This window comes from Aeromonas sobria (assembly GCF_050266975.1).
GTDB classification, from domain to species: domain Bacteria; phylum Pseudomonadota; class Gammaproteobacteria; order Enterobacterales; family Aeromonadaceae; genus Aeromonas; species Aeromonas sobria_B.
The window spans coordinates 121,263-147,055 of sequence record NZ_JBKISU010000001.1 but is presented as its reverse complement, the minus strand read 5'-3'; the positions used below and the strand labels follow the sequence as shown (position 1 = coordinate 147,055).

The 25,793-nt window shown below is 62.4% G+C and carries 24 protein-coding genes; 10 read left to right on the top strand and 14 right to left on the bottom strand.

The annotated features are described in order from the left end of the window. Window positions 1-191 precede the first annotated feature (191 nt). The 7 genes from ACLHZ1_RS00695 (at window position 192) to mscK (ending at window position 9,809) form a co-directional block, all read left to right on the top strand. The gene (locus ACLHZ1_RS00695) at window positions 192-773 is read left to right on the top strand and encodes a hypothetical protein (RefSeq protein WP_408797580.1); all 582 of its coding nucleotides are present in this window, start codon (window positions 192-194) and stop codon (window positions 771-773) included. Between the two features lie 92 nt (window positions 774-865). After that, window positions 866-1,969 carry a hypothetical protein gene (locus ACLHZ1_RS00690; RefSeq protein ID WP_408797577.1) on the top strand — a complete coding sequence of 368 codons (1,104 nt, stop codon included), beginning with the start codon at window positions 866-868 and terminating at the stop codon, window positions 1,967-1,969. 54 nt (window positions 1,970-2,023) lie between these two features. Next, on the top strand, window positions 2,024-2,701 hold the full coding sequence (locus ACLHZ1_RS00685) for a C39 family peptidase (RefSeq protein ID WP_427260538.1): 678 nt from the start codon (window positions 2,024-2,026) through the stop codon (window positions 2,699-2,701). A 7-nt stretch (window positions 2,702-2,708) separates the two neighbouring features. Next, window positions 2,709-3,386, top strand: a complete 678-nt coding sequence (locus ACLHZ1_RS00680; RefSeq protein ID WP_427260537.1) for a hypothetical protein — start codon at window positions 2,709-2,711, stop codon at window positions 3,384-3,386. A 69-nt stretch (window positions 3,387-3,455) separates the two neighbouring features. Further along, window positions 3,456-4,661, top strand: a complete 1,206-nt coding sequence (locus tag ACLHZ1_RS00675; RefSeq protein ID WP_427260536.1) for a transporter — start codon at window positions 3,456-3,458, stop codon at window positions 4,659-4,661. A gap of 290 nt (window positions 4,662-4,951) precedes the next feature. Further along, window positions 4,952-6,364: a pyruvate kinase PykF gene (pykF, locus tag ACLHZ1_RS00670; RefSeq protein WP_427260535.1), complete on the top strand. Its 1,413-nt coding sequence runs from the start codon at window positions 4,952-4,954 to the stop codon at window positions 6,362-6,364. Window positions 6,365-6,506: 142 nt separating this feature from the next. Beyond that, on the top strand, window positions 6,507-9,809 hold the full coding sequence (mscK, locus tag ACLHZ1_RS00665; protein WP_427260534.1) for a mechanosensitive channel MscK: 3,303 nt from the start codon (window positions 6,507-6,509) through the stop codon (window positions 9,807-9,809). Between the two features lie 175 nt (window positions 9,810-9,984). On the opposite strand, the gene ACLHZ1_RS00660 is transcribed toward mscK, so the two are convergent. From ACLHZ1_RS00660 to ACLHZ1_RS00640, 5 genes are all read right to left on the bottom strand, one after another. Next, window positions 9,985-10,515, bottom strand: a complete 531-nt coding sequence (locus tag ACLHZ1_RS00660; protein ID WP_427260533.1) for a carbohydrate-binding protein — start codon at window positions 10,513-10,515, stop codon at window positions 9,985-9,987. Window positions 10,516-10,641: 126 nt separating this feature from the next. Beyond that, window positions 10,642-10,776 carry a hypothetical protein gene (locus ACLHZ1_RS00655; RefSeq protein WP_427260532.1) on the bottom strand — a complete coding sequence of 45 codons (135 nt, stop codon included), beginning with the start codon at window positions 10,774-10,776 and terminating at the stop codon, window positions 10,642-10,644. Window positions 10,777-10,802: 26 nt separating this feature from the next. Then, window positions 10,803-11,291, bottom strand: a complete 489-nt coding sequence (locus ACLHZ1_RS00650) for a hypothetical protein (protein ID WP_427260531.1) — start codon at window positions 11,289-11,291, stop codon at window positions 10,803-10,805. Then, window positions 11,288-11,476, bottom strand: a complete 189-nt coding sequence (locus ACLHZ1_RS00645; protein ID WP_427260530.1) for a hypothetical protein — start codon at window positions 11,474-11,476, stop codon at window positions 11,288-11,290. Before ACLHZ1_RS00645 ends, ACLHZ1_RS00650 begins: the two co-directional genes overlap by 4 nt. Before the next feature lie 113 nt (window positions 11,477-11,589). Continuing rightward, a complete protein-coding gene (locus ACLHZ1_RS00640; protein ID WP_427260529.1) occupies window positions 11,590-12,690 on the bottom strand; it encodes a glycoside hydrolase family 3 N-terminal domain-containing protein in 1,101 nt (366 codons plus the stop codon). Window positions 12,691-13,342: 652 nt separating this feature from the next. On the opposite strand from ACLHZ1_RS00640, the gene ACLHZ1_RS00635 reads away from it, so the two are divergent. After that, on the top strand, window positions 13,343-14,098 hold the full coding sequence (locus tag ACLHZ1_RS00635; protein ID WP_427260528.1) for a helix-turn-helix transcriptional regulator: 756 nt from the start codon (window positions 13,343-13,345) through the stop codon (window positions 14,096-14,098). Window positions 14,099-14,222: 124 nt separating this feature from the next. After that, window positions 14,223-15,269 (top strand): beta-propeller fold lactonase family protein, encoded by a 1,047-nt coding sequence (locus ACLHZ1_RS00630; protein WP_427260527.1) that lies wholly within the window; start codon window positions 14,223-14,225, stop codon window positions 15,267-15,269. Between the two features lie 34 nt (window positions 15,270-15,303). Here the strand turns inward: ACLHZ1_RS00630 and ACLHZ1_RS00625 are convergent, their stop codons facing one another. From ACLHZ1_RS00625 to ACLHZ1_RS00610, 4 genes are all read right to left on the bottom strand, one after another. After that, window positions 15,304-15,873, bottom strand: coding sequence for a hypothetical protein (locus tag ACLHZ1_RS00625; RefSeq protein ID WP_427260526.1), 570 nt, complete (start codon window positions 15,871-15,873; stop codon window positions 15,304-15,306). A 102-nt stretch (window positions 15,874-15,975) separates the two neighbouring features. After that, entirely contained in the window at window positions 15,976-16,716 is a 741-nt protein-coding gene (locus ACLHZ1_RS00620) for a dienelactone hydrolase family protein (RefSeq protein WP_427260525.1), read from the bottom strand. 537 nt (window positions 16,717-17,253) lie between these two features. Then, on the bottom strand, window positions 17,254-18,492 hold the full coding sequence (locus ACLHZ1_RS00615) for a uracil-xanthine permease family protein (protein ID WP_427260524.1): 1,239 nt from the start codon (window positions 18,490-18,492) through the stop codon (window positions 17,254-17,256). A 301-nt stretch (window positions 18,493-18,793) separates the two neighbouring features. Then, complete coding sequence (locus ACLHZ1_RS00610; RefSeq protein WP_427260523.1) at window positions 18,794-20,509, bottom strand: NAD-dependent malic enzyme; 1,716 nt, start codon at window positions 20,507-20,509, stop codon at window positions 18,794-18,796. A gap of 258 nt (window positions 20,510-20,767) precedes the next feature. Between ACLHZ1_RS00610 and mobA the strand changes: the two genes are divergently transcribed. Continuing rightward, the gene (mobA, locus tag ACLHZ1_RS00605) at window positions 20,768-21,400 is read left to right on the top strand and encodes a molybdenum cofactor guanylyltransferase MobA (RefSeq protein ID WP_427260522.1); all 633 of its coding nucleotides are present in this window, start codon (window positions 20,768-20,770) and stop codon (window positions 21,398-21,400) included. 192 nt (window positions 21,401-21,592) lie between these two features. Here mobA and ACLHZ1_RS00600 read toward each other — a convergent pair whose 3' ends face one another. The 5 genes from ACLHZ1_RS00600 to ACLHZ1_RS00580 form a co-directional block, all read right to left on the bottom strand. Continuing rightward, window positions 21,593-22,888 (bottom strand): methyl-accepting chemotaxis protein, encoded by a 1,296-nt coding sequence (locus ACLHZ1_RS00600; RefSeq protein ID WP_427260521.1) that lies wholly within the window; start codon window positions 22,886-22,888, stop codon window positions 21,593-21,595. Window positions 22,889-23,076: 188 nt separating this feature from the next. Then, window positions 23,077-23,538, bottom strand: a complete 462-nt coding sequence (locus tag ACLHZ1_RS00595) for a GNAT family N-acetyltransferase (protein ID WP_427260520.1) — start codon at window positions 23,536-23,538, stop codon at window positions 23,077-23,079. 91 nt (window positions 23,539-23,629) lie between these two features. Continuing rightward, entirely contained in the window at window positions 23,630-24,079 is a 450-nt protein-coding gene (locus ACLHZ1_RS00590) for a DoxX family protein (RefSeq protein WP_408796376.1), read from the bottom strand. Continuing rightward, entirely contained in the window at window positions 24,076-24,939 is an 864-nt protein-coding gene (locus ACLHZ1_RS00585; RefSeq protein WP_427260519.1) for a DNA-binding domain-containing protein, read from the bottom strand. Before ACLHZ1_RS00585 ends, ACLHZ1_RS00590 begins: the two co-directional genes overlap by 4 nt. Further along, window positions 24,932-25,774 carry a DUF692 domain-containing protein gene (locus ACLHZ1_RS00580; protein WP_427260518.1) on the bottom strand — a complete coding sequence of 281 codons (843 nt, stop codon included), beginning with the start codon at window positions 25,772-25,774 and terminating at the stop codon, window positions 24,932-24,934. The genes ACLHZ1_RS00585 and ACLHZ1_RS00580 overlap by 8 nt, the downstream gene beginning before the upstream one ends. Window positions 25,775-25,793 lie beyond the last annotated feature (19 nt).

Sequence of the window (25,793 nt, the reverse complement as noted above, 5' to 3'; positions counted from 1 at the left end):
GCCAGATCTAATCCTGAGAAAATATAAATACATTAATAAACATGGCGTTATAAAAACAAAAATAATCACCATCTCACCCATGAGACTAAATAACAGAAAAGTCACTTTCATTTTTCATAAAAAACAATAAGTTAATGATTGGCACAGCCCTTGCTCTATATCTTTCGCCCCCCTTGGCATGGAGAGAGAGCGTGAAAATACATATTGCATTGGCTGCTTATACTTTGTTGCTATTCACGACACAGCCCCAGGCGGAAAATCAGGTCAATTTAGGCCAGCAGGCCCTGAGTAATATTCGGGGCAGCATGGGGGTAAACATGGTGTCTGGCAGCAACAACCAGCAGGGGAACCTCGCGGCTATCGCCATCTCCGGTCCTGCTGTCATCCAGTTTAGTCAACAAACTCAAGCCATCTCGGCCCTCAATGGCAGCCAGCACGTTGCCATCTTCGACTCTGCATTGACCAACAGCAAAGGCCTCATCGGCATCAACCAAGGCGCTGGTGAAGCCAACCAGCAGGTCAATGCCTTCGCGCTGTCTCTGGGCGACGACACCGGCATAGGCACGGTCACCGATATCAACCTCAGTACCAGTGTTGCCAAGTTGCCCGGCGGCAAGGTACCGGCGAACACGACAACCAGCATCTATCTGGATGACAGCGCCCTCGCAGGGAGCAAAGGCGTCATTCAGGTGAACCAGGTCACGGGACAGGGAAATCAGGCAGTCAACATGGTTTCCCTGCCCCTGGCAGGCGCAGTAACGGCATCGCCTTGATGCCGCAGGGATAGGAGGCCCACCCTGACACTCCAGGGATAAAAGGAGTCGAAGGTAAAGCCTCTATGGCAAGCTCAATGGAGAGACTCATTATGCGTGGACTTATTTACAGCTCATTAGCCGCCGCGGTCGTCATGGCCATGTCAGGCACAGCACTCGCCTATGACAGAGGCGACAGAGATGAAACCGGTGCCACCCTGACCAAGAAGGTCAAGGTCGAGGTGGATGTGGAATATGACGGCCGGGTCAACGTGGGCGGTTATATCAATGTCAACAAACTGGGGATGGCCGTGGTGGACAACCAGCAATCCAGCTCCATGATTGGCACCTCCAACTTCCGGACCGATAACACCAGCCGGATCGACGGATCCTTTGATGGGGTCTCCGGTAACGTCGGCGCCAACGTGGCGGCGGGTGATTCCAACGTACAAGGCAACAGCGCCTCGATCGCAGCCTATGACGAGGTGGATGCCGAGTTCATGATGGGTCGTGGTTTCCCGGGTCAGAACGGGGCTGCCGGTGGCTCATCGGATGCGGAAATCTTCTCCGATCAGAGCGCCAGCCACAACTGGACCACCAACAAGGGTCATCAGAACAAGGCCGGTATCGGTGATGCTTCCTTCCAAAATGCGGCAGGCAACATTGGCGCCAACGTGGCATCCGGTTCGGGTAACGTTCAGGCCAACAACATGGCGGCCTCCGTCTCGACCGGCAACATGGCGGTCGCGACCGTCGCCAACAGCCAGAGTGTTTCCAAAAACCTCACCACCAACGAGAGCCTGAGCTCGACCAAAACCGTGGGTTACAACAAAGTAGCCATGGGCTTCGTGGCGGGTGGTACCTACAGCGGAACCAGCGAGCAGTCCAATAACGTCTATCCGGAAATCTGGACTGGCGGCGACCATCCCGATGGCAATCAGCTCTGGGGTCATATCGACTATGACAACCAGGATAACGATGGCAGCCATGACTCCAAGTTCAAATTCAAGGAGGCTGGTAACGTGGCGCTCGCAGGTGCAGCTGTTGGCTACATCCCCGTGGTCAATACCTACACCAGTCGTGAAACCTTCAACCACGCCAAAATCAATGGCGGAGCCTTCAACGGCGCCGTGGGCAACATTGGGGTGAACGTGGCCTCTGGCACCAACAACCTGCAAGCGAACAACCTGTCGCTGGCCGCAGGCTTTGCCAAGTAGTCTGTCTATACAGGGGGCTTAGGCCCCCTCTTTTATCTGCTCAAGGAGGAGAAGATGCGCTGGCTACTGCTATTGCTGTTCTGCCATGGAGCCTGGGCTGCCAACCTGCCCATCGGCGATCATCTGCCGGCACTTGGCGGTCTTAACAAGCCAGTTCAGAGCATCATGGAGCGGCGCTTTGCCAATATTGAGCGCCAATATACCGATTTCAGCTGTGGGGCCGCCGCCGTGGCGACCATACTGCGCTACTCCTATGGCCAGGTGACCAATGAGCGCTGGGTCATGGATGGCATGATGGCCATGGCCGATCCGGCCTTGGTACAACGTTACGGTTTTTCCATGCTCGACATGAAGCAGTATCTGCAAATGCTGGGCATGCGGGTCAGAGGCTATCGACTTGACGATGAGAGACTGCGCCAAGTGAGAGTCCCTACCATAGTCCTCCTCAATATTCGTGGCTATCAGCACTTCGCCGTGCTGCGTGCCATCGATAAACAAGATCGCGTCTATCTGGCCGATCCAGCCCTTGGTAATCGCATCATCTCGTTCAACGAATTCAAAGAGAGTTGGAACGGGATCTTGCTGGCAGTGATCGGCTCCGGATACCGTCCGGATGCCCCACTGGCCAACCCGGCTCCCCCGCTCTCGGTGCGAGGGAAAGATGGCCTGTTCGCGCCAATCAATGAAACCTCCTTGTTGGAGTTTGGTTTCCAACACAAGGAGCTTATGTGAGGCCGATATGAACAACCTACATTCTGTTTGGCTCGCCAGCCTGTTGACGGGCTTGTCTGGTCCGGCTCTGGCTCTACCGGATCCCCTGGCTCACCTCTCGGAGAGCTTTGCTCCCCAACTGGAGGACAGCGACCTTGCCAACCTGCGTGGCCGCTATGTCAACTCACAAGGGATCCGCTATTTCGGCATCGAGTTCATCTCGACCCTGACCACGGCCCAGGCACAACAGACCGCAGCCATGAACCTGACCCTGAGCGTGATTCAAAACAGCCCCAAGCTGGACATCCGCATCAAGAATGATCCCGGCTCCACGTTCAAGAGCCAGACTCAGGATCAAGCCCCCGCCGCCAGCAACATCAATGGTTCTGGTCTGGTGCAGGTGCTTCAACTTCAAGGCAGTGGCAACAGCGCAGTCAACCAGACCGGCATAGCTATGAGCGCACAACCCAGTGTGGGTCAGAGCGTGGCTGCTGGCCATTATGAGAGCCAAGGGGCTCTCGGCACCGCCAGTTATCGGATTTCAGGCAATTATGCCGGACTGCAACTAAACTCGGCCGATGGACACGTCCTACTGGAACAGAGTCTGCGAGGAGACAACTTCAGCCGGGGATTGTTGCAACTCAACCGAGTAAGAGGAGATGGCTTGCGAGCACTTAACCAGACCCGCATCTGGCTCTCCCGCTAACGTTTCTTGCTGACTTGACATCATTGGACGGCGCTAACACAAAGACAAAAATCAACAAGGATGGATCCAATGAAGAAACACGCCATTGTGTTATTGACACTGGCTCCGCTCAGCTGCTTGGCGGCCAGTGCGGAAGAACAAGCGCTGCAACAACAACTCGATCTGCTGCGACAACAACTTATCCAACAAAACCAGGCTCTCCATCAGATACAGGCTCGCCTGGAGGCCGTCAAAGCCAGCTCAAATGGCGCGGCAGCCACCACAGGGGCCGTCGCGGGTGCGGCTGGGGCGACAGCCGCCCAGGCGGATGCGACACGCCGCACCCCGGAGGCCGGGCGCAGCACGGAAGACTTGATGATCGAGCAGCATAATGTGTTCGATCGGGCTTGGGTACTCGACTTCGGCCTCTCCTATCAGCATTACAATCGCAAGGATCTCGCCCTGCGTGGTTTCCTTGCCCTCGATGCCATCTTCCTCGGCGAGATCAATCTTGATCGGGTTCGTTCGGATCAATGGGTTGCCGACCTGGTCACCCGCTACACCCTCAATGATCGCTGGCAGATGGAGCTGGCAGTTCCCTACATGCTGCGCAGTACCAACTACCAGAGCACGGGCAAGGAGAACTCCAGCCGTGACTTCGAGGAGCAGAGCGTCACCGATGGCGGCCTGGGAGACTTGAGTCTGGCCATCTACTACCGGGTGCTGGCAGAAAATGAGAGCTGGCCCGACCTGGTCTGGAACCTGCGCGTGAAGGCCCCGACCGGCCGAGACCCTTACGGCATAGGCGTCGATACCTCAGAATCGGGCAATCTCATCACCCCCAAGGAACTGGCCACCGGCAACGGCCTGTGGCAACTCTCGACCGGCTTCTCTCTGGTCAAGACCCTGGACCCCGCCATCCTGTTTGCCAATCTGAACTATGGGCATAGCCTCAAAAGAGACTTCAACGACATCTCCTTCCAACCGGGCAATCAGCCGGGCAGCATACAGCTTGGTGACTGGTACGAATATGGATTGGGGGTTGCGTTCGCCCTCAACGAACGCTTCAGCCTGTCGTTCAACATCAACCAGCGCATCACGCTGGAATCTGAGCAGGGCGCCGAGGGCTTCCCCATGGAGAAGGTGACGGGCTCCGATGCCAATGCTGCCAGCTTCGGCATGGGGGCGACCTGGGCCATGACAGACAAGCTCTCCATGGCGGTCAACTGGTCGGCAGGGCTCACCACGGATGCACCTGACTACAGCATAGGGATCCGCTTCCCCTATCGCTTCTGAGCGATAAGCACAGAGGCTGCACAGTGGGGATATTTCCCCACTGTTTGCAGACCGGTTCAGCTTGTCATTTTACAACATAGCCCTGTCCTCACCTCCCGGCCCCAGCTCGACAAAGCATGACTCCAACGCATCCAAGCCAATTATTTTAGGCCTTAAAAAGTAGCCCTCGCGCAAACGTTATCCCCAAAAAGAAAACGTTATCTGGCCAAAACGTTGTTTCTGGATCATAAAAAGTATTCAAAAACTGGTGTATATTGCTCGGCGGAAACTCCTTAACCATGAAGACTGACATGAAAAAGACCAAAATCGTCTGCACCATAGGTCCCAAGACCGAATCCAAAGAAATGCTGGCCAAGATGCTGGATGCCGGCATGAACGTCATGCGCCTGAACTTCTCTCACGGTGATTACGCCGAGCACGGTGGTCGTATCAACAACCTGCGTGAAGTCATGGCCGAGACTGGCAAGCAAGCCGCTATCCTGCTCGACACCAAGGGTCCGGAAATCCGTACCATGAAGCTGGAAGGTGGCAACGATGTCTCTCTGGTCGCTGGCCAGACATTCACCTTCACCATTGATCAGACCGTGATTGGCAATCAGGACAAGGTCGCCGTGACCTACGCCGGCTTCGCGAGCGACCTGCGCGTCGGCAACCGCATCCTGGTTGACGATGGCCTGATCGGCATGGACGTTATCGAGATCACCGAACGTGAAGTCATCTGCAAGGTGCTCAACAACGGCGACCTGGGTGAGAACAAGGGCGTCAACCTGCCGGGCGTCTCCATCAAGCTGCCGGCCCTGGCCGAGAAAGACAAGCGCGACCTCATCTTCGGCTGTGAGCAAGGTGTTGATTTCGTTGCTGCTTCCTTCATCCGCAAGCAGGAAGACGTGCTGGAAATCCGTGAGCATCTGAAGGCCCACGGTGGCGAGAGCATCCAGATCATCTCCAAGATCGAAAACCAGGAAGGCCTGGACAACTTCGACGAGATCCTGGCCGTGTCCGACGGCATCATGGTTGCCCGTGGCGACATGGGTGTGGAGATCCCGGTGGAAGAGGTGATCTTCGCCCAGAAGATGATCATCGAGAAGTGCAACAAGGCACGCAAGGTGGTGATCACCGCGACCCAGATGCTGGATTCCATGATCAAGAACCCGCGTCCGACCCGCGCCGAAGCAGGCGACGTGGCCAACGCCATCCTGGACGGTACCGATGCCGTCATGCTGTCCGGTGAGTCCGCCAAGGGCAAGTACCCGCTGGAAGCAGTGACCATCATGGCCACCATCTGCGAGCGTACCGATGGTGTCATGCCCTCCAACCTGTCTGCTGCCAACGACAGCAACAAGTTGCGCATCACCGAAGCCGTGTGCAAAGGCGCGGTGGAAACCTCCCAGAAGCTGGATGCCCCGCTGATCGTGGTGGCGACCGAAGGCGGCAAATCCGCCAAGGCCATTCGCAAGTACTTCCCGAAAGCCTGGATCCTGGCCATCACCACCAACAAGAAGACCGCAGCCCAGTTGGTACTGACCAAGGGTGTGGCGACTCATGTGGTTGACAACATCGCCTCCACCGACGATTTCTATCGCATCGGCAAGGAAGCGGCGCTGGAAAGCGGCATGGGCCTCAAGGGTGACGTGGTCGTCATGGTCTCCGGTGCCCTGGTACCGAGCGGTACCACCAACACCGCCTCCGTCCACGTGCTGTAAGCGACAGGACAGATGAAAACGGCGCCTTCGGGCGCCGTTTTTTTTATTGCCCCCTCTGCTTCACGAGCGAGGTGAGTGCTAGAATCTCGCGCAATTATCAGTGCGGGTCTGACCCGCTCTCAAGGTCATCAGCGGAACCTCTATGTCCTCATTCACGTTCAAACGAGTCGCCACCCTGCTGTCTCTGCTCGTCATGCTGGCGGCAGGCCAGGTCCTGGCCCAGGATCTGCCCCGCCAAGACGGCGTCCAGCGTCAACTCGATGCCCTGTCAAAGTCCGATAACCTGACCGCGGCCCAGCAGGCGGACAAGGCCTTCTTGAGCGAGACCCTCGCCCTGCTCGACAGCATCGACAAGGAAAACACCAAGGCCAAGGTCCAGAGTCAGCGACTCAAGACCCTGCCCGCCGATCTCAAGGAGATATCGACTCGCCTCGACGCACTGACCCAGGGCAAGAGCGCCGAACAGATAGCAACCGAATATGCCGCCATGAGCCTGGACGAGCTGGAGAGCCGTCAGCCCGAGGTGATGGCCAACATGCAGAATGCTCAGGAGTCACTGGGAGCCATCGCCAGCCAGATCACCAATCTGCAGACCCTGCCGGAGCGGGCGCAAAGCACCATGAGCAAGGCGTATCAGCGCAGCCAGGAGCTGCGCAACCGCCTCAATGCCGGCGACGGGGTGAGCAGCGCCGAGCGCAGCAAGCTGACGGCCGAGCAGGCCCTGCTCGACCTGCAACTCGCCTACCTGCAAAAGGAGCTGGACAACCGCACCAGCATGCAGGATCTCGCCATCAAGCAGCGGGACTATCACAATGCCCACCTCGCCCTGGAAGAGCAGAAGCTGCAGTTGCTGCAAAAGGAGATCAGTGCCAAGCGACTCGGCAATACCGAGAAGACCGCCGAGCAGACGGGGGAGCTGGTCGCCAATCAGGACAACCCCCTGGTCCAGCGGGAGCAGGAGCTCAACCACCAGCTCAGCCAGCAGCTGGTCTCGGCCACCAGCAACCTCAACTCCCTGATGCAGAAGAATCTGCAGGCCAAAAGCTGGCTGGAGCGCGGCACCCAGACCGAACGCAACCTCAACGAACAGGTGCAGATGCTCAAGGGCAACCTGCTGCTGTCACGGATCCTCTATCAGCTCTACCAGCAGCTGGAGACGGCCCCCACCAGCGCGGTCAAGAACCTGGAGGAGCAGATAGCCGACCTCCATCTGGCCCAGTTCGAACTGAGCCAGCAGCGGGATCAGCTGTTCCAGAAGAACCAGTTCCTCGACAAGCTGATCGACAGCAGCGGCCTCGCCGTCAGCGAGGAGGACAGGGACAACCTCTCCCATCTGCTCGATACCCGGATCTCCCTGCTCGATCAGCTCAATCGCCAGCTCGACGCCCAGCTCACCAATGCCATCAGCCTGCAGCTGACCCAGCAGCAGCTGGCCCGCATCTATGCCTCCATCGAGCTGACCCTGCAACAGCACATCTTCTGGGTCAGCAGCAACAAGGCCATCGACGGCAAGTGGTTCCTCTCCTGGCCGAGCCAGGTCGCCAAGCAGATAGGGGACTGGACCCTGACTCCCAAGGCCTGGCTCAAGGTGCTGCTCGCCATCAGCCTGCTCGCCTTGCCCCTGATCATCTTGGGGCTGCTGCTGCTGTGGAAGCGCCAAGCCATCAAGCAGCGCCTGCAACGCATCAACAAGGAGCTGGGGCGTTTTCGTCAAGACAGCCAGTGGCACACCCCCAAGGCACTGTTGATGACGACCCTGCTCTCCCTGCCGGGGGCGCTCTTCATCTGCGCCGCCGGCTTGCTGCTCGCCTACAACGGCCTGCTCAGCGTCAACCTGACCATGCAGATCACCCTCAACCTGGCCCTGGGTTACCTGGTGTTCAGCGTCTACCTCGCCGTCATGCGGCCGGGGGGCATGGGCGAGCTCCATTTCCGTCTGCCCAGGGAGGAGCTGATCAGCAAGCACAAGCATCTGCGCTCGCTCTGGTTCACCCTGATGCCCCTCATCATGCTCTCCACCAAGGCGGTGATCGAGCCCTCCACCCTGGGCAACGATGTGCTCGGCCAGACCATGACCCTGATCCTGCTGGGACTCACCGCCTGGCTGCTCTACCCCTTGCTGCGCGCCAGGCTCAAGAGCGGCCTGGGCATGATGTCCTCCCTGTTCACCCTGCTGCTAGTGCTGACCCCCATCGCCCTCATCGGTCTGGTGCTGTTTGGCTACTACTACACGGCGCTCAAGCTCACCGGCCGGCTCATCGAGTCCTTCTATCTGCTGCTGCTGTGGAGCCTGGTCTATCGCAGCGCCCTGCGCGGCCTGGAGCTGGCGGCCCGTCGCCTCGCCTGGCGCCGTGCCGTGGCGCGCCGTGAGCACAAGGCCCAGGAGGATGCGGAAGGGAGCGAATCCATCGAAGAGCAGCCCATGGCGCTGGAAGAGGTGAGCCAGCAATCCCTGCGGCTGACCCGCATCGTGCTGCTCGCCATCTTCGGCGTCGCCTTCTACTGGCTCTGGTCCGATCTGATTGCGGTGTTCACCTACCTCGACAGCGTGGTGCTCTGGCACAAGAGCGAGGGGACAGGTGCCAACGCCGTGCTCTACCCCATCAGCCTGAGCGATGTCATCACGGGTCTGCTGATCCTCGGTGGCGCCTTGTCGCTGGCCCGCAACCTGCCCGGTCTGCTGGAGGTGCTGGTGCTCTCCAAGATGCGCCTCGCCCAGGGCTCGGCCTACGCCATCACCACCATGCTCAACTACACCCTGATAGGGGTGGGTACCCTCACCACCCTGGCCATGCTGGGGGTCCAGTGGGAGAAGCTGCAATGGCTGGCTGCCGGCCTCTCGGTCGGCATCGGTTTTGGCATGCAGCAGATCGTCTCCAACTTCATCTCCGGCATCATCATACTGTTCGAGCGGCCGGTACGGATCGGGGATACGGTCACCATTGGCACCATCTCGGGGACGGTCAACAAGATCCGGATCCGCTCCACCACCCTCACCGACTTCGACCGCAAGGAGGTGATCATCCCGAACCAGCAACTGATGACGGAGCGGCTGATCAACTGGTCCCTGTCCGATACCGTCACCCGGGTCATCGCTCGGGTCGGGGTGGCCTATGGCTCGGATCTCGATCTGACCCGCAAGCTGCTGATGCAGGCCGCCCAGTCCAACAGCCGGGTACTCAAGGAGCCCGAGCCCCTGGTCTACTTCCTCACCTTCGGCGCCAGCACCCTGGACCACGAGCTGCGCTTCTTCGTCAGCGAGCTGGGGGATCGCAACCCCGCCATCGACGAGCTCAACCGCACCATAGACAGGTTGTTCAAGGAGCATGGCATCGAGATCGCCTTCAACCAGATGGATGTCTACATCAAGAACATGCAGGGACAGGAGCAAAAGATAGCGTCCCACCCTTCCCTCCCTGCGCCCGAGGAGGGCAAGCCGGCCTGATCGCCCCTGCCCACCCCCTGAGGGGCGACCCCCTTGCTACCAGACAGGCCCGCTTCAGGGCCTGTCGCTTTTGCCCGCTGCCGGCGCCAGTTGCGAACGGGAAGCCGCAAACGGCGATCACAAGAAAACAGGCCCGCGAAGGGGCCTGTCTGGTCTGTCTCTGTGTGCGGCCTCCTCAGCTGCAGGGGCCGATCAGCTTCCAGGGATCCCCGGTGCTCGGCACGTTGCCGCTGCTCCACCACTTGGCCTCATAGAGGTTGCCGTTGTAGGTCACCCGATTGCCCGTGGTATAGACGGAGCCGGTGGCCCAGCTCGCCGGGCAAGTGCTGCTGCCAGGTTCGAAGCTGACCGACAGGCTATGAGCCCCATTGAGGCTGCTGAAGGTGTAGCTGCCAGTCACGGCCTGCGCCACCCCATCGACGATGAGGGACTTCACCTTGTAACCGCTATCGGGCAGCAGGGTAACGGTGAAGTGGGTGCCGCCTTTCCCTTGCAGGATGCCGTTCGCCGGTGCCGGTGAGATGGTACCACCCGTTCCTATGTCCACGCTGATGTCGAAGAAGACGGGAATGTCGATGGCGGCCTCGCTGTAATTGCCGCTGAAACCGGCAAAGTTGGCCGCCGTGATGCTGTTCAGCGCCGTGTTCTTCAACACTATCTTCTTGGCATCGCCCTTGGCGTAGGGCTCCACCAGGGTGATGACCACATCGCTCCCCTCCTGGGTCAGCTTGTGCCGGAGAAGGGCACCGGCTGATTGCTCGGGGTGGTGATGACCGTCTTGGCCGGATCGAAGCGATTGACCACCAGGGTCATGTTCCAGCCCCAGTTCAGATCAGGGACCTCCCCCCCAGGCGCCGCGCAGGTGCGCCGCCGCCAAGATGCCGGATAGGGTGGCCTGCACCTGGATAGGCTGACCGTTGTCATCGGTATCGGGCCAGCTCTTGGCCAGGGCCTGGGCCCAGGTCATGTTGGCGTCCTTGAGCAGCTTGCTGATCACCTGATAGTTGAAGTGCAGGCATCGCGCATCACCAGCTCCTGCTTCTCGGGCAGGCGCAGATCCGCGAGGCTGTTGACGCCATGCTTGCCGACTAAGGTGCCCTGCCAGCGGTTCACGTCCGTCACATAGACCTTGTTGCCACCCGAGCCCTCGATCTCGGCCAGGGCCTCGGTCTTGCAACCGGCCCAGGTGGAATCGGGCACGAACATGTAGAAGCCGTCGTACTCCTTGCCATCCACCGTCACCTGTTTCGGGCTGTAGTAGCCGGTATCGATCAGCACCGCCTCCCCCAGCTGATAGCCGATGAAGCCCCAGGCGTTCAGGGAGTTGTACTGCATGGTCCTGAACATGGCCCCATCGGTCGGGGTGGCGGGGTTGTAGAGGCTGCCTATCCCCAGCTTGTCGAAGAAACCGCTGATGGTGGTGGGTTCGAAGAGCAAGGTGCCTGTGGAGCAGTCCCGCACCAGGCGACCCGGCGCCGTCACCTGGGCATAGGTGTAACGGGGTTGCCCTGGTTTTGCAGATAGAAATCGGCCAGCGCCGGGTTGATGTCGGATTCGAAGTCGCGCAGCGCATCCAGGCAGTCCTGGGTGCCGCCCTTCGCCGCCAGGGCGGGGGCAGCCAATGCCAGCAACACGGTTGCCGACACTATTTTCATGGTGGTTTGCAAAGCCTGAATCCTCGTATTAGTCCATTCATCACTGGGCAAACGCCCACACAAGCTCCCAACCACAGACACCCAGGAGAGCACCCGCCATCGGGGACGGCGGGCAAAACCAAACCTTAACTGACCAGGCTCACCGCCCTCCCCTGCTGGGTCGCCAACGTGCCGAGCAACACCTCGGCGGCGGCGCGGGCACTCTCGGGACGGGCCGAGTGGCTGCACAGGTAATAGCGCACATCCGGGTAGCCGAGCAGGTCGTACGGACTGCGCAGGGCCACGACGATCAGTTTCTCCACCTCGCGGCTGAGCCGGCGCACCATGGCCTGGGCCTCCTCCTGGGCAAAATCCTCCCCAGGCAGGGGGTGATGTTCCGTCACCACCAGCAGCCAGCCATCCTCCACATTCTCCAGCCGATCGGCCGTCACGGCGCGCACCAGCCGGGTGCCCCGGCTCAGGGCGGCGAGGAAGTGATCGAAGGCGGGTTCCTTCTGATTGGGGCCTATGCCCCTGGGGTTGGTGAGATTGTGATAGCTGGCCGCCGGGGTGGCGTTGAGCACATACAGGGGCGCCTCCCCCAGCTCGGGCACCTGACGCAGCCAGGTGAGGGCCGCCCCGGCGCAGCCGTTGGCCACCTGCTGGTTGCTGGCCATGTCGATGGGCTGATAGCGCGCCATGGGCACCAGCTTGGCGAGCTTGAAGGCGACGATGCGGGCCAGGGCGGCATCGATCACCGCCTCGTCCAGATCCCCTGCCGCCACTGCGGCCATGATGCCGTGGATCATGGCGAGCTGCTTGTCGAGGTAGGCGTCGCTGTGATCGTAATGCTCCTCGGAGAGCATGATCATGGTGATGCCCGCCTTGAGCGCCTGCACCGCCGCCGTGGCGGGGGAGTAGTGATGGACGATGGCCCCCATGTTCATGCTGTCTGAGATGATGATGCCGTCAAAGCCCATCTCGGCGCGCAGCAGATCCTGCAAGATGACTCGGGAGAGGGTCGCCGGGTGGTCGCCGTCGATCTGGGGGTAGAGGATGTGGCTGGTCATGATGAGATCCACCCCGGCATCGATGGCGGCCTGGAAGGGGCGCAGACCCTGCTCGCGCAGCTCGTCCAGGGACTTGTCGACCCTGGGGATCTCCCTGTGGGTATCGCCATGGGTATCCCCGTGACCCGGGAAGTGCTTGCCGCTGCCACAGATGCCGCCCTGATGCAGGCCACGCACCGCCGCCGCATGGCGGCGGCGCCGGAGACGGGATCGACCACCAGGGTGAGAATGATGTCGGGGGCCATGGCCATCACGGTTTCCACGTCCGTCTTCTGCTTGTTGGCATTGAACTCGGCATCGGTGACCGCCACCACCTTGACGTTCAACTCCGCAAACTTGTCCTTGGCCCCCTTGATGAGGGCACTCGACCAGTCCGAGGTGGTGTGCATCAGGATGGCGGCCGTGTAGTCCTGGGCCCTCACCTTTTCCTGCTGGGCCGGGGTGAGTGTTACCTGGGTATAGGGGGTCGGCTGTTCACCGTTCGGCCCGAGGGTGGTGGTGATATCGGCGCCGTGGGCGGGGGTGCCCAGCAGCAGAGTGGCGATCAGTCCCGCCAGTAAACAGTGTGAGCGCGTTGCCAACATGGTATTCTCCCTATATCCATTGAGTGGTTGATAGGTATTATCTAGGTGTTTTATAGCCTTTAATGAGACATACCTCACTAAAGCTCGGGCTATTTCCGGGATCCCCCTCACAAAATGTTCAATTATTGTTAATTCCCAATCAGAAAAAACCTGGCCGCCTGGGTATTTCATGAGTAAGAAAGGCGCAAAAACCGGGGCGGATCGGGAGGCACGGACGAGATGAGAGAGGCAGGACTGGACAGGACATGAGTAACAAGCTGACCCCCATGGGCGAGCAGGGGCTCTGCCATCGACTGTTGGCGCGCAATGACATCTATTTCATCAGCTTCGATGAGCAGGAGCGGGTGGTGGCATCGAGCTATCCGGTGGATACCCTGACCCTCTGCCGCCTCGACGATCTGGTGTTTCTGGTCGGGCCCGATCATCTGAGGGCCATCCGCCAGCGGATCCTGGCCAACCTGCCGCCCCTGCGTTTCGAGATCCTCAACCTCGCCTTCGAGCTGTTCCCCCACGATGACTTGGACGGCGCCCGCATCTGGTGCCTGCAGATCAAGCCGAGCGAGGGTCAGGATGCCTCCGCCATCGAGCAGGATCACCGCCTCATCAACGAGCTGGGCCACTCCCTGGCCGCACTCGGCGACAACCCGGCGGCGTCCGGTGAGCAGCGTCAGCAACTGATCGCCCGCCACCTGCCCGAGGTCGAGCAAAAACTCGCCCAGATCCAGGACCCGGCCCTCAAGATGTGTCTGGAGCTCATCCGCACCAGCATGGAGAACAGCCTGCAGGAGGAGGGAAACCAGCGCCTGCTGGCGGTGCTGACCCCCTCGGAACTGCAGGTGGCCGAATTTATCCGCAGCGGCATGTCCAGCCAGGAGATCGCCAGCGCCCTCAATGTGGCGCGCAAGACGGTGGAGAATCACCGCAACAGCGTGCGCATCAAGCTGGGATTGGCCAATCGCGGCGTCAACCTGCGCAACTACCTGCTCAGTCTGGAGAAATAGCGCGTGCGGCAACAAAGTCGGGGCTGGCCAGTCGCGGCGTCAACCTGCGCAACTATCTGCTCAGCCTGGAGAAATAGACGGCCTGCTCACCAGCAGGACAGGGCTCGGCGTCAAGGAGAACAGCATGCAACAAGTCGTCTATGTCGCCAATCCGCTTAGCGGGTTGATCCATGTCTTTGCGCTGACCGAGGATGAGCTGGCGCCGTTGCAGCGGGTGCAGACCGGGGGCCAGGTACAGCCCCTGGTCATCAGCCCTGATCGGCGCTGGCTCTATGCCGGGGTGCGGCCCGACTTTCGGGTGCTGAGCTACCCCATCGCCGCCGATGGCCGGCTGGGGGAGCCCTTCTCGGCCCCCCTCGAGGGCAGCGCCTCCCATACCTGCACGGATGGGACTGGTCGCCTCTTCTTTGCCGCCTCCTACGCCTTCGACCATGTCAGCCTGTCCCCCGTGGATGAGGCGGGCCGGGTGCAGGCTCCCCACCAGCGTCTCGACTGCCTGATGGCCGCCCACTCGGTGACCTGGCTGGTGGGGAAAGACGGTGTACAGGAGCTGCTGGTCGCCTGCCTCAAGGAGGACGTCATCCGCCGTTTTACCCTGGACGATGACGCTCGCCTGGCTCCCCACCCCCAGGGCGACATCCACACCGCCCCCGGCGCAGGGCCGCGCCATCTGGCGCTGCACCCGAACAACGGCGATCTCTACTGCCTGAACGAACTCGATGGCACCCTCAACCGCTACCACAGGGAGGCGGACGGGCGGATCAGGGCGCGGCAGAGCCTGGACCTGCTGCCGGCAGGCTATGAGGGGAAACGCTGGGGAGCGGACCTTCATCTCACGCCAGATGGCCGCTTTCTCTATACCAGCGAGCGGACCAGCAGCCTGCTCACCCTGTTCGGGGTCGACGAGGTGGATGGCGCCCTGGCGTCCCTCGGCCACTTCCCGACCGAATCCTGTCCCCGCGGCTTTGTCATCGACCACGGCGGCCGCTGGCTCATCGCCACCGGGCAGCAGTCTCATGAGGTGGCGCTGCACCGTATCGACCCCGATAGCGGCCGGCTCACGCTGCTCGCGCGCCATCCTGTGGGAGAAGGGGCCATGTGGGTCAGGGTGCTGGATCTTGGCAAGGGCGGCCAGGGGCCCCTGGTCGCAGAAGTGGACGCGGCGCCTTGATAAGCGCCGCGCGTGGAGAGGACCCGCTCAGGGGTTATCGGGCCTCGTTGAGCTCATCATCCGGCCAGTATTTATAGCCCTGCATGGTGGCCTGCACCGCCACCCCCTGCTCGGTGAGCTGATACATCTTCACCTTCTGGAAGTCGGCGTTGGCGGCCTCGCTGAGCACGACCTTGCCATCGTCCGCCGACTTGGCGGCCAAATCCGCCTGGGCGCTGGCATCGAAACCGGTCGTGATGAAGCGATCCAGAGCGGCGACATCGTTGAAGATGATCAACGCCTGGAATTTCTTGATCCCCATGCCAATCCCCATCCCCGCCGTGGCCATCTTCATATAGGTGTCACGACCGGTGCGGTTGTCACGGAGCACGCCGTAACCACTGCCCGCGCTGAGCAACAGCAGGTTGTTGTTCACATTGGTAAAAACGGCATAGCCGCGGGATCTCGTCACTTCCTGTCTGATGTTGGGATCCTGCCCATACAAGGTAGAGAGCGTCTGCTGACGCATCTGCAAAATGCTGCTGCGCTGCTCGGCCGGGGTATCCCCCTTGGCGGCGCAACCAACGAGCAGCAGCACGGTTAACATCTGGATCCATTGACGCATTTCATGACTCCTTTCCATCTCGCTTGCGGGATGGCCAGATCCCTCTCCCATGTCTGCATGGGTCGGGGGCAATCCGGCCCCTTGTCAGTGACCATTCACCCTCTATCCCTTGGTCACCTCGCCGAGAAACTCGGTGAAGCGCAGCCAGGATTTGGCATCGGCGTCGGCACGGTAGTTGGCGCCACCCAGCACGCTGAAGGCGTGGGGGGCGCCGCTGTAACTGGTCGCCTCATGGTTGACCCCTGCCGCCTCCAGTTCGCCGATCAGGGTAGCCAGATCGGTGAGGGAGACGGCCTCGTCGGCACTGCCATGCTGGATCAGCAGCCGCCCCTTGGCCTGCTGGTAATTCTGGTCGGGGGGCGTGGTCAGGCCGCCATGGACGCTGACTATCCCCTTGAGACTGGCGCCGCTGCGGGCCAGTTCCAGCACGGCGGCACCACCAAAGCAGTAGCCGATCGCCACCGCATTGTCGAGCCGCCCCCCCTGCCTGCCCGCCTCGGCGAGCCCCTCCTGCAACAGCCTGCGCATCTTGGCCCTGTCCTGATAGAGGGCCCCGGTGAGCCGCCTTCGCTCCTCCACCTCGGTCGGCCTGACTCCGGCGCCGAACAAGTCCACCGCGAACACGCTGTAGCCGAGCGCCACCAGCATCTCGGCCCGCTTCACCTCGTACTCCGTCAACCCGTCCCAGTCGTGAACCACCACCACCAGGGGAGCCTGCTTGTCGGCGGCGGCCAGGTAATAGCCCTCGAAGGGCTGACCATCGACCTGGTAGCGTACCGCACCGGCCTGGGCTGCTGTCCCCCATATGAGCCCAAGCAGGGCCAGGATCCATCTCGTCTTCATCTTCCTCTCCTTGAGTGTGAACGACGCCCCTGAGTGTAGTCGCCAGCATCCCGGCCGTGGCCCGGGGCGCTGGCGGGGGCTGGCATCTGCCGAGGATAGCCAGGGGAGCAACAGCAGTAGGCCACCCTGGGGTGGCCTACTGTCATCGCCGTAGTTGACGAATCGTCTCTTAGTCCTTGGCCGACGCCATGACACCCTTTTCGAAGTGCTGGGGCAAGATGAAGCTGAGCAGGAAAGAGAGAGGCCACCCTGGGGTGGCCTCCTGTCATCGCCGTAGTTGACGAATCGTCTCTTAGTCCTTGGCCGACGCCATGACCCCTTCTTCGGAGTGCTGGGGCAAGATGAAGCTGAGCAGGAAAGAGAGAGGCCACCCTAGGGTGGCCTCCTGTCATTGCCATAGTTGACGAATCGTCTCTTAGTCCTTGGCGCTCTCCATCACCCCCTCTTCGGAGTGCTGGGGCAAGATGAAGCTGAGCAGGAAAGAGAGAGGCCACCCAAGGTGGCCTCTTGTCATCGCCGTAGTTGACGAATCGTCCCTTAGTCCTTGGCGCTCTCCATCACCCCTTCTTCGGAGTGCTGGGGCAGGATAAGGTTGAGCAGGATCGCGGCCACCGAGGCCAGGCCGACCCCGGCCAGGGCGAAGTCACCAATCTTCATCTCCAGGGCGCCGACGCCCACGGTCAGAGTCACGGCGACGATGGCGATGTTGCGGGCAAGGCCCAGGTCCACCTTGGACTCCACCAGGGTCTTGAGACCGATGGCAGCGATGGATCCGAACAGCAGCAGCATGATGCCGCCCATCACCGGCATGGGGATGGAGGTGAGCAGGGCGTTGAACTTGCCAAAGAAGGCCAGGATGATGGCGAACACCGCGGCCCAGGTCATGGTGACCGGGTTGAAGTTGCGGGTGATCATCACGGCCCCGGTCACTTCGGCATAGGTGGTGACGGGGGGGCCACCGATGAAGCCGGCGAAGCAGACACCGATGCCGTCACCGGCCAGGGTGCGGTGCAGGCCCGGGTTCTTGGTGTAGTCCTGCCCGGTCACGCCGCCGATGGCCAGCACGCCGCCGATGTGCTCGATGCAGGGGGCGATGGCCACCGGCAGCATGAAGAGCGCCGCGGCCCAGTTGATCTCCGGGGTCTCGAAGTGGGGCAGCGCCAGCCAGGGGGCATTGGCCATCCCCTCGAAGCTCACCTGCCCCATCAGCACGGCGGCCACATAACCGGCCACCACGCCGGAGAGGATGGGGATGAGCTTGATCCAGCCCTTGCAGAACACGGCGGCGATCAGGGTCACCGTCAGGGAGATCCCCGCCAGAGTCAGGGCCGTGGTCGGGTCCACCACCTGTTCACTGCCGGCGCGGCCCATGGCCATGTTGCAGGCCACCTGGGCCACCGACAGGCCGATCACCATGATGACGGGGCCTATGACCACAGGGGGCAGCAGCTTGTGCACCAGGCCGATGCCGCGCACCCGTATGATGGCGGCCAGGATGAAGTACATGAAACCGGCGGCAAACAGGCCAAACATGGTGGAGGGCAGTCCCCAGGTCTGGGTGGCATAGATGATGGGGGCGATGAAGGCGAAGCTGGAGCCGAGGAAGATCGGGACCTGGCGGCGGGTGCAGAGCTGGAACAACAGGGTGCCGACACCGGCGCCGAGCAGTGCCATGGCGGGGTTCAGACCGGTGAGCAGGGGCACCAGCACCATGGCACCGAAGGCGACAAACAGGATTTGCAGCCCGGCGACACTTTGCTTGACTAAGGAAAACATGAGCGTCCTTACGATTTTGATGACTGACAGCTAAATGTCACACTTTTCAATCATCACAACATATTTTCAAGGCGGCAATGACACAAAAAAGCGCCAATTGTGACCTTTTACTGCTTGGGGAGGGCAGGAAACTAACCTTTTAGGCGGGATTCGTTGCTACAAGCATCGAGGACGCGATTTTACGCACCTTTCTCGAAAATGCCAATCGTTTGCCCAGGAGATAATGTTTTATTTGTCTATTTCGTGAGCCAGAGACGAACGAGGCGGCCCGAGGGCCGCCTGCTGATCACCACGCCCCGGCCTAGACCCGGCGATAGGGCAGATAGGTCGGCTCCCACATATGGCTGAGGATGTGCTGCTCCAGATCCTGGCCGATCAGGGGATGACCCGGATCCCGGCGCACTATGTCCTTGAGCACGGCGGTGGCGACCCGCACCGAGATGGCCCTCAGGGCGCGGATCGGCGGGAAGACGGTGCCACGGGCGAGATCATCCTGGCTAACGCACTCCGCCAGGGCGAAGGCCGCCGTGGTGAACATGTCGGCCCCTATCTCCCTGACCTGACCGACGATGGCCGCCAGCCCGACCCCGGGGAAGATGAAGACGTTGTTGCCCTGACCGACCCGATAGCGCTCCCCCTCGTACTCCACATCCGCGAAGGGACTACCGGTGGCGACCACGGCCCGGCCCTGGCTCCAGCGATAGATATCCGCCGGCAGGGCCTCGCAGTTGGCGGTCGGGTTGGAGAGGGGGAACACCATGGGGCGCTCACAGTGGCTCAGCATCAGCTGGATGTGCTCCTCCCGAAAGGCGCCCCCCACCCCGCTGGTGCCGAGCAGCACGGTTACCGGCACCTGACGCAGCACGTCCGTGAGGCTGGCGCGCCCCGCCGTCTCGGTGTCCCACTGCGCCAGCAGCACTCCCGGCTTGGCGTAGCGGCGCTTGTATTCGTCCAGCCCCTCCCGGTTGTCGCACACCAGCCCCTGGCTATCGAGGATGTAGATGCGATCCCGCGCCGCCTGGGGCTCAAGCCCCTCGCGGATGAGACCGGCGCAGATCTGATCCGCCACCCCGACCCCGCCGGCACCGGCGCCATAGACCAGGTAGGTCTGCTCCCCCAGGGTCTCCCCCTTGGCCTTGACCGTGCCGATGATCCCCGCCAGCACCACGGCCCCCGTGCCCTGAATGTCGTCATTGAAGGAGGGCAGCGCCTGCTGGTAGCGGGCCAGGTTGTTGAAGGCGTTGGACTTGCTGAAGTCTTCCCACTGCAGCACCGCATTGGGGAAATGGCGGCGGACCCCGGCCACGAACTTGTCGATGAAGTCGTCATACTCCTTGCCGCGGATACGTTTGTGGGGCTGCCCCAGGTACATGGGATCGTCCAGCAGCGCCTGGTTGTCGGTGCCCACGTCCAGCGCGATGGGCAGGCAGCAGGCGGGGTGGATGCCGGCGGCCAGGGTATAGAGGGAGAGTTTGCCGATGGGAATGCCCATGCCCCCCACCCCCTGATCGCCGATGCCAAGAATGCCCTGGCTGTCGGTGACGACGATGATGCGGATCGCCTTGCTGTCGAAGTGGCGCGCCTGGGCCCCCATCTCCTCGACATTCTGGGGCGTGATGTAGAGGCCGCGCGCCTTCTGGAAGCGGTGGCTGAACTCCTGGCACGCCTTGCCCACGGTGGGGGTATAGATGATGGGGGTCATCTCCTCCACATGAAGGGAGAGCAGGGCGTAGAACAGGGTCTCGTTCCTGTCTTGCAGCGCCCGCAGGTACTGATATTTCTCGATGTCGCTGCAGGCGCTCTGAAATCCCTGATAGACCCGCTCCAGCTGGGCCTCGAAGGTCTGTACCTGGGGCGGCAGCAGGCCATCTAGGTCAAAGTCGGCCCGCTCCTGTTCGGTGAAGGCCGTGCTCTTGTTGAGGTAGCGGTTGTTGAGCAAGTCTGTGCCGGTGAGGGACACGGGGCGAAAGGCGTTGCCTTCTGCATCTTTCCAGAGCAGATATTGTCCAGTAGCCATAGTCATTCTCTTTGATTTACATGAAGTTGCCAGTTGGCAGGAGTGCAAGACCCATAGGGAAGGGATCATATGACGTTTGGCCGTTCGATTTTGTGAGCTCGGCCATACCCTGCGGCCAAAGCCCCCTCTCCTGCCGGAACCTGGCCGGGATGGGCTTGCCCCGGCGGGGCCCTTGGCGCAAGATCGGCAAACTTTCCATGCCGCCGCCTCCCGATCCCCTGAACGCGGCATGCCACCCCATCGACCCCATGGAGCGCCATGAAGATCAAGACCCCGACCCGCCCCCCCTTTCCCGTGAGTGCCGTGATCCTGGCCGGTGGCCGCGCCAGCCGCATGGGGGGGGACGACAAGGGCTGGGTGCCCCTGGCGGGCAAGCCGCTGATCGCCCACGTGCTCGAGCGTCTGTGCCCCCAGGTGGACGAGGTGCTGATCAATGCCAATCGCAGCGAGGAGCGTTATCGCGTCCTGGCCCCCGTCATCGCCGATCGGCGGGCCGATTTTCAGGGGCCCCTCGCGGGCATGGAGGCCGGTCTTGGCGCCGCCCGCCACGACTGGGTGCTGTTCGTGCCCTGTGACGGCCCGGCCCTGCCCCGGGATCTGGTGGCCCGCTTTCGCGCCGCCATCGGCCCGGATACCGAGCTGGTGGTGGCCCACGATGGCGAGCGCCTCCAGCCCGTGGTCGCCCTGCTCCATCGCGCCCTGCTCCCCTCCCTGCAACTGGCCCTGGCGTCAGGGGAGCGCAAGACCGGGGCCTGGTTCGCCCGCCACCAGATGGCGGTGGTGCCCTTTGCCGATCAGCCGGATGCCTTTATCAACCTCAACAGTCCCCTCGAACTGGCCGACTACGAGGCGCGCCTGCCGCCCACGACGGCGCATCAGACGGCCCCCTGACGCCGTCATGCCTCAGCCCGCGCCTCCCAGCCGCATGAAGGGGTCACCATGTTGATCGGGGCCCCGGCGGCGAAGGCGAGCAGGTTGTCAAAAGCCTGTCCCAGATAGCGCTCATCGCTGTCCCGGGTGACATAACCCGGGGGCACTCGCTCGAACAGGTCCAGAGCGGCAAAGCCGGGCGCGGCCCCGTACTCAGATGGAGAGGGCGGAAACCGTCTGGGAGACCCGGCTCGCCTCCTGGTGGATCTCTGTCATCAACCTGTCCACGCCGGCTATCTGCTGCTTGCCGAGCTCGGCGCTGCCCGCCACCCCGGCCATGTCCTCGGTCACCCTGGCGGTCAGCTCCCGGTTCTTCTGCACCACCTTGGCTATCTCCCCGGTGGAGAGGCTGGTGCGGGCCGCCAGCTGGCGTACCTCGTCGGCGACCACCGCAAAGCCCCGTCCCTGCTCCCCGGCCCGGGCCGCCTCGATGGCGGCGTTGAGGGCCAGCAGATTGGTCTGATCGGCGATGGCGCTGATGGTCGAGACGATGGCCTCTATGCTCCTGGACTGCTCGTTGAGCTGAGCGATGAGGGCGGTGGCCTCATCCACCTGGCTGGCGATGAGAGAGGAGGTGTCGACCACGGCGCGCAGCAGCCCGGCCCCCTCCTCCGCACTGTGCAAGGTCTCCTGGGCCGTGCTGTGGGCGAGTCGGGCCGCTTCCCGGGTGGCATGGCTCTGATGAATGCGGGCCGTGATGTCGCTGGCGAACTTGATGACCCTGACCACCTTGCCGTGCTCGTCCCGGATCGGGTTATAGGTGGCCTCCAGCCAGATGGCCTCCCCCCGGCTGTTATAGCGCATGAAGAGGCCGGACTTGAACTGGCCCCGGGCCAGCTCCTCCCAGAAGTGGGGCTGTTCGCGCCAGAAAGCCTCGTCGCAGAAGATCCTGTGATGCTTGCCCACCAGCTCGCTCAATCGATAGCCCATGGCGCCGAGGAAGTTGGCATTGGCATCGAGGATCTCGCCGTCCGGGGTGAACTCGATGATCGCCTGGGAGCGGTCCAGCGCCTGGGCCAGCGCCTCCAGCCGTTGCAGCCGCTGATGGCGCGCCGTCACGTCGCGGGCAATCATGACCACCCGGGTCACCCTGCCCTGCTGCTTCACCGGGAAATAGCTCGCCTCGAGCCAGCGGGTCTCCCCCTTCTGGTTGACCCGCTCGAAGGTGCCAGACTGGGGCTGCCCCTGGCGCAGACGGCTCCAGAACTGCTGATAGTCGCCAGACTTGTCCATCCCCCTTGGGCAGAGCAGGCTGTGGTGGCGCCCCGGCAGTTCGCTGGCGCCATATCCCATCAGCGCCAGGAAGCGCTCGCTGACCTCCAGGATCACCCCGTCCGGGCTGAAGAGGATGACAGCGGCGCCTGCCTGGATCCCCTCGACCATGCTCTGCGCCTCGTCGAGCCGGGTCTGACAAGCCTGCAGCTGTCCCTTGAGTTTGTGATTGAACATGACGCTTCTACCTCGTTGACGATCCGGAGTGGCACCCGGCCCCCAGTGATCCTGGGCGGCCCAGGCTCAGTGGTCAGAGCTCTGTGAAGGGGCGGGCGCGCAGTGTATAGAAAAGCGACTGCGTCGCCAAGGGCTCCAGTACGAGGCAAACTCCCGTCGGGATCAGTGTGAAAAACCGGCGCCGGGCATCAGGGGGCTAGGGAGCACTCCAGGCAGGCTGGATTGCCCGCAAAACCAAATTGTTCGTATAACAATCGCCCCTGGTCGCTGGCATGGAGCCACAGCTTGCCCAGCCGCTGTTCCCGGGCATGGGTCACCATGGCATCGAGCAGGGCCCACGCCATGCCCCGCTTGCGCCAGGCTGGCCGGGTGTAGAGGTTGAGCAGATACCCCTCGCGCCCCGCCAGGTTGCCGGGATAGGGTGGTCGCACGAAGAGGGCCAGGGTGGCGCACGCCACCGCTTCTCCATCGATCTCCACCAGCCAGGAGCGGGCGCTGCCATCCGCCTGTGCCGCGCTGAAATAGGATTGGGTCGCCTGCCACAGCGCATCGCTCGCCCGCGGATCATCGAGCTCCCCCAGTTCACCAAACAGCGCCATGCGAAGACGCACCAGGGCGGGAATATCGGCGGCCAGGGCCTCGCGAACCATCCTCTCTCTCCTTGGGTGCATGACGGGGGCCCTCGCTCCCGTCACCATGATGAACAAGAGGGGCGCTTACGCCCCTCATTTGGCGCCCAGCCTAATGACCGCCGCGGCCCCTGGCAAGGCGCCAGCTGTCCAGCGCCAGGGGGCCTGCGCCCCACACAACCAGGGTCAGCAGCATCCAGCCCCACAGCTGATGATCGTAAAACCCCCCCGGCCACAGGGTGGGGTAGGAGATGACCGCCATGGCGTTGAAGCCGAACAGCAGCAGGGCGGCGGGCCGGGTGAAGAGGCCCGTCAGCAGGAAGAGGGGCAGCAGCAGCTCGGTCGCCGTGCCCAGATAGGCCGCCCACAACCAGGGCAGCAGGGGCACCTGATATTCGAACTCGAACAGATAGAGGGTGGAATCCCAGGCCGTGAACTTGAGCCAGCCGGCTCTCAGGAAGACGGCGGCGACCCAGAGCCTGGCCAGCAGCAGTACCGCCCCCGCCAGGGCCCCTTGCCAACGTTCGGCCCATTGCTGGCCCCGTGCGATCAATGCTCTCATCGACTCTCTCCTTGTGTATCGGCGAACCCGGCATCGCCGGGCCCTCTCCCGGCCAATGGCATGGCGGCAGATGGCGCTGCGACGGGATCATCCTCATCTTGTGAAAACCCCACCAACCAGCCCCGCCTCACCAGGGCTGGCAGCAGGGTTGCCAGCTCGGGCTCAGCGTCGAGGGAGGCCAGCGTCGCCCCCAACTGGCAGGCATGCAGCAGCCGATAGTGCCCCTCTGCCAGGGGCAGGGGGAGGACGCTGAAGTCCGGCTGTTTTTGCAGGGCGAGCCAGCAGGGGGCGTTGGGATCAGCGGGGAGCTCCCCTTGCGCCAGCGCCATGCGCCACAGCCCGACCACATCGGCGCGGCAATGGAGCAGGGTCAGGTTGTCGGCCAGCAGCAGCCGTACCCGCCCCCAGGCCTCCGGGGCCAGGGCCGCCAACGCCTGCCCCGGCCAACGGCGCGTCTCGGGCGGCAGCAGGGCGGTGCGCTCGAGTTGCCACTCGAACAGCGCCAGCTCGGGCAACCAGGGCAGGTGCGCCGTGGTCGGCAATCCGCGCAGCCAGTCTGCAAACCCGGCGCCATAACCCATGACGTTCCCCTCCTCAAGGGGAGAGGCCAGGATGAAGCCGCGGGCGGCGGCATCGAAGAATGCCTCGCCGACCATGGCCCGGGTCGCGCCATAGGTCGCGGCCAGCACCTCGGTGAGACTGAGGATGAAGTTGTTGCGATAAAGCTGCAGCAGGGCCTCGGCCGTGAAGCGGCCCGGCCTCACCCGGGCGGCGACCTCATCGGAGATCCCCAGCTGGCTGGCGGCAAACGCCCGCTGCAGGCCGAGCAAGTCAGGATCATGGGCCATGGCGTCAGACATGGCTCAGCTCCTTCCCCTCGGCCAGGGCCGCCTCCAGGATGAGGCTGGCCTTGTCCGCCTCGGCGATAAGCACGGGCAGGGCCGGGATCTCGCTGTCCCATTCGATCAGGGTCGGCCGAGGGCCCCTGGCACAGAGGCTGCGGTACAGGGCCCAGACGGGCTCGGCCACGGGGCAGCTGTGGGTGTCGATATAGAGGTGCCCCTCGGGGAGCGCCTTGTCGGTAAAGCCGGCCAGGTGGATCTCCTTGACCGTCGCCAGTTCGATGGCGGCCAGGTAGTCGGTGCAGGAGAAGCCCTGATTGAAGGCACTGACATGGAGGTTGTTGAGGTCGAGCAAGAGGCCGCAGCCACTTTCTTGCTGCAGCCGGGCCAGAAATTCCCACTCCGGCATCTCCCCCTCAAATTGCAGGTAGGAGGAGGGATTCTCGATCAGCAGCTCGCAGCCCAGCAGATCCTGCACCCGCTTTACCTTGTCGCTCATCCTGGCCAGGGCCGCCCGGGTGTAGGGCATGGGCAGCAGATCATTGAAGTAACGGCCGTCCACGCTGCCCCAGCTCAGGTGCTCCGAGACCCTCGCCGGCTTGAGGCAGGCCACCAGGGCGCGCAGCCGGGCCAGATGGTCAGGGTCGAGGGGATCGCTGGATCCCAGCGACATGCCGATGCCGTGCAGGCTGACGGGGTAGTGTTCGGCCAGGGCCGACAAGACGGCGAAGGCGCGACTGTGGGGCTCGAAATAGTTCTCGCTGTGGACCTCGAGCCAGCCGATGGCGGGCCGGGTCGCCAGCATGACGTCATAATGGGGCGGGCGCAGACCGATGCCGATGGCGCTGTGCATGGTTTCTCTCCTCATCTGA

Excerpts from the sequence above, each read along its gene's own strand:
- ACLHZ1_RS00690 (WP_408797577.1), top strand. The coding sequence starts at position 866 with ATGCGTGGACTTATTTACAGCTCATTAGCCGCCGCGGTCGTCATGGCC.
- ACLHZ1_RS00685 (WP_427260538.1), top strand. The coding sequence starts at position 2,024 with ATGCGCTGGCTACTGCTATTGCTGTTCTGCCATGGAGCCTGGGCTGCC.
- ACLHZ1_RS00680 (WP_427260537.1), top strand. The coding sequence starts at position 2,709 with ATGAACAACCTACATTCTGTTTGGCTCGCCAGCCTGTTGACGGGCTTG.
- ACLHZ1_RS00675 (WP_427260536.1), top strand. The coding sequence starts at position 3,456 with ATGAAGAAACACGCCATTGTGTTATTGACACTGGCTCCGCTCAGCTGC.
- pykF (WP_427260535.1), top strand. The coding sequence starts at position 4,952 with ATGAAAAAGACCAAAATCGTCTGCACCATAGGTCCCAAGACCGAATCC.
- mscK (WP_427260534.1), top strand. The coding sequence starts at position 6,507 with ATGTCCTCATTCACGTTCAAACGAGTCGCCACCCTGCTGTCTCTGCTC.
- ACLHZ1_RS00655 (WP_427260532.1), bottom strand. The coding sequence starts at position 10,776 with ATGACCTGGGCCCAGGCCCTGGCCAAGAGCTGGCCCGATACCGATGAC.
- ACLHZ1_RS00635 (WP_427260528.1), top strand. The coding sequence starts at position 13,343 with ATGAGTAACAAGCTGACCCCCATGGGCGAGCAGGGGCTCTGCCATCGA.
- ACLHZ1_RS00630 (WP_427260527.1), top strand. The coding sequence starts at position 14,223 with ATGCAACAAGTCGTCTATGTCGCCAATCCGCTTAGCGGGTTGATCCAT.
- ACLHZ1_RS00625 (WP_427260526.1), bottom strand. The coding sequence starts at position 15,873 with ATGCGTCAATGGATCCAGATGTTAACCGTGCTGCTGCTCGTTGGTTGC.
- ACLHZ1_RS00620 (WP_427260525.1), bottom strand. The coding sequence starts at position 16,716 with ATGAAGACGAGATGGATCCTGGCCCTGCTTGGGCTCATATGGGGGACA.
- ACLHZ1_RS00615 (WP_427260524.1), bottom strand. The coding sequence starts at position 18,492 with ATGTTTTCCTTAGTCAAGCAAAGTGTCGCCGGGCTGCAAATCCTGTTT.
- ACLHZ1_RS00610 (WP_427260523.1), bottom strand. The coding sequence starts at position 20,509 with ATGGCTACTGGACAATATCTGCTCTGGAAAGATGCAGAAGGCAACGCC.
- mobA (WP_427260522.1), top strand. The coding sequence starts at position 20,768 with ATGAAGATCAAGACCCCGACCCGCCCCCCCTTTCCCGTGAGTGCCGTG.
- ACLHZ1_RS00600 (WP_427260521.1), bottom strand. The coding sequence starts at position 22,888 with ATGTTCAATCACAAACTCAAGGGACAGCTGCAGGCTTGTCAGACCCGG.
- ACLHZ1_RS00595 (WP_427260520.1), bottom strand. The coding sequence starts at position 23,538 with ATGGTTCGCGAGGCCCTGGCCGCCGATATTCCCGCCCTGGTGCGTCTT.
- ACLHZ1_RS00590 (WP_408796376.1), bottom strand. The coding sequence starts at position 24,079 with ATGAGAGCATTGATCGCACGGGGCCAGCAATGGGCCGAACGTTGGCAA.
- ACLHZ1_RS00585 (WP_427260519.1), bottom strand. The coding sequence starts at position 24,939 with ATGTCTGACGCCATGGCCCATGATCCTGACTTGCTCGGCCTGCAGCGG.
- ACLHZ1_RS00580 (WP_427260518.1), bottom strand. The coding sequence starts at position 25,774 with ATGCACAGCGCCATCGGCATCGGTCTGCGCCCGCCCCATTATGACGTC.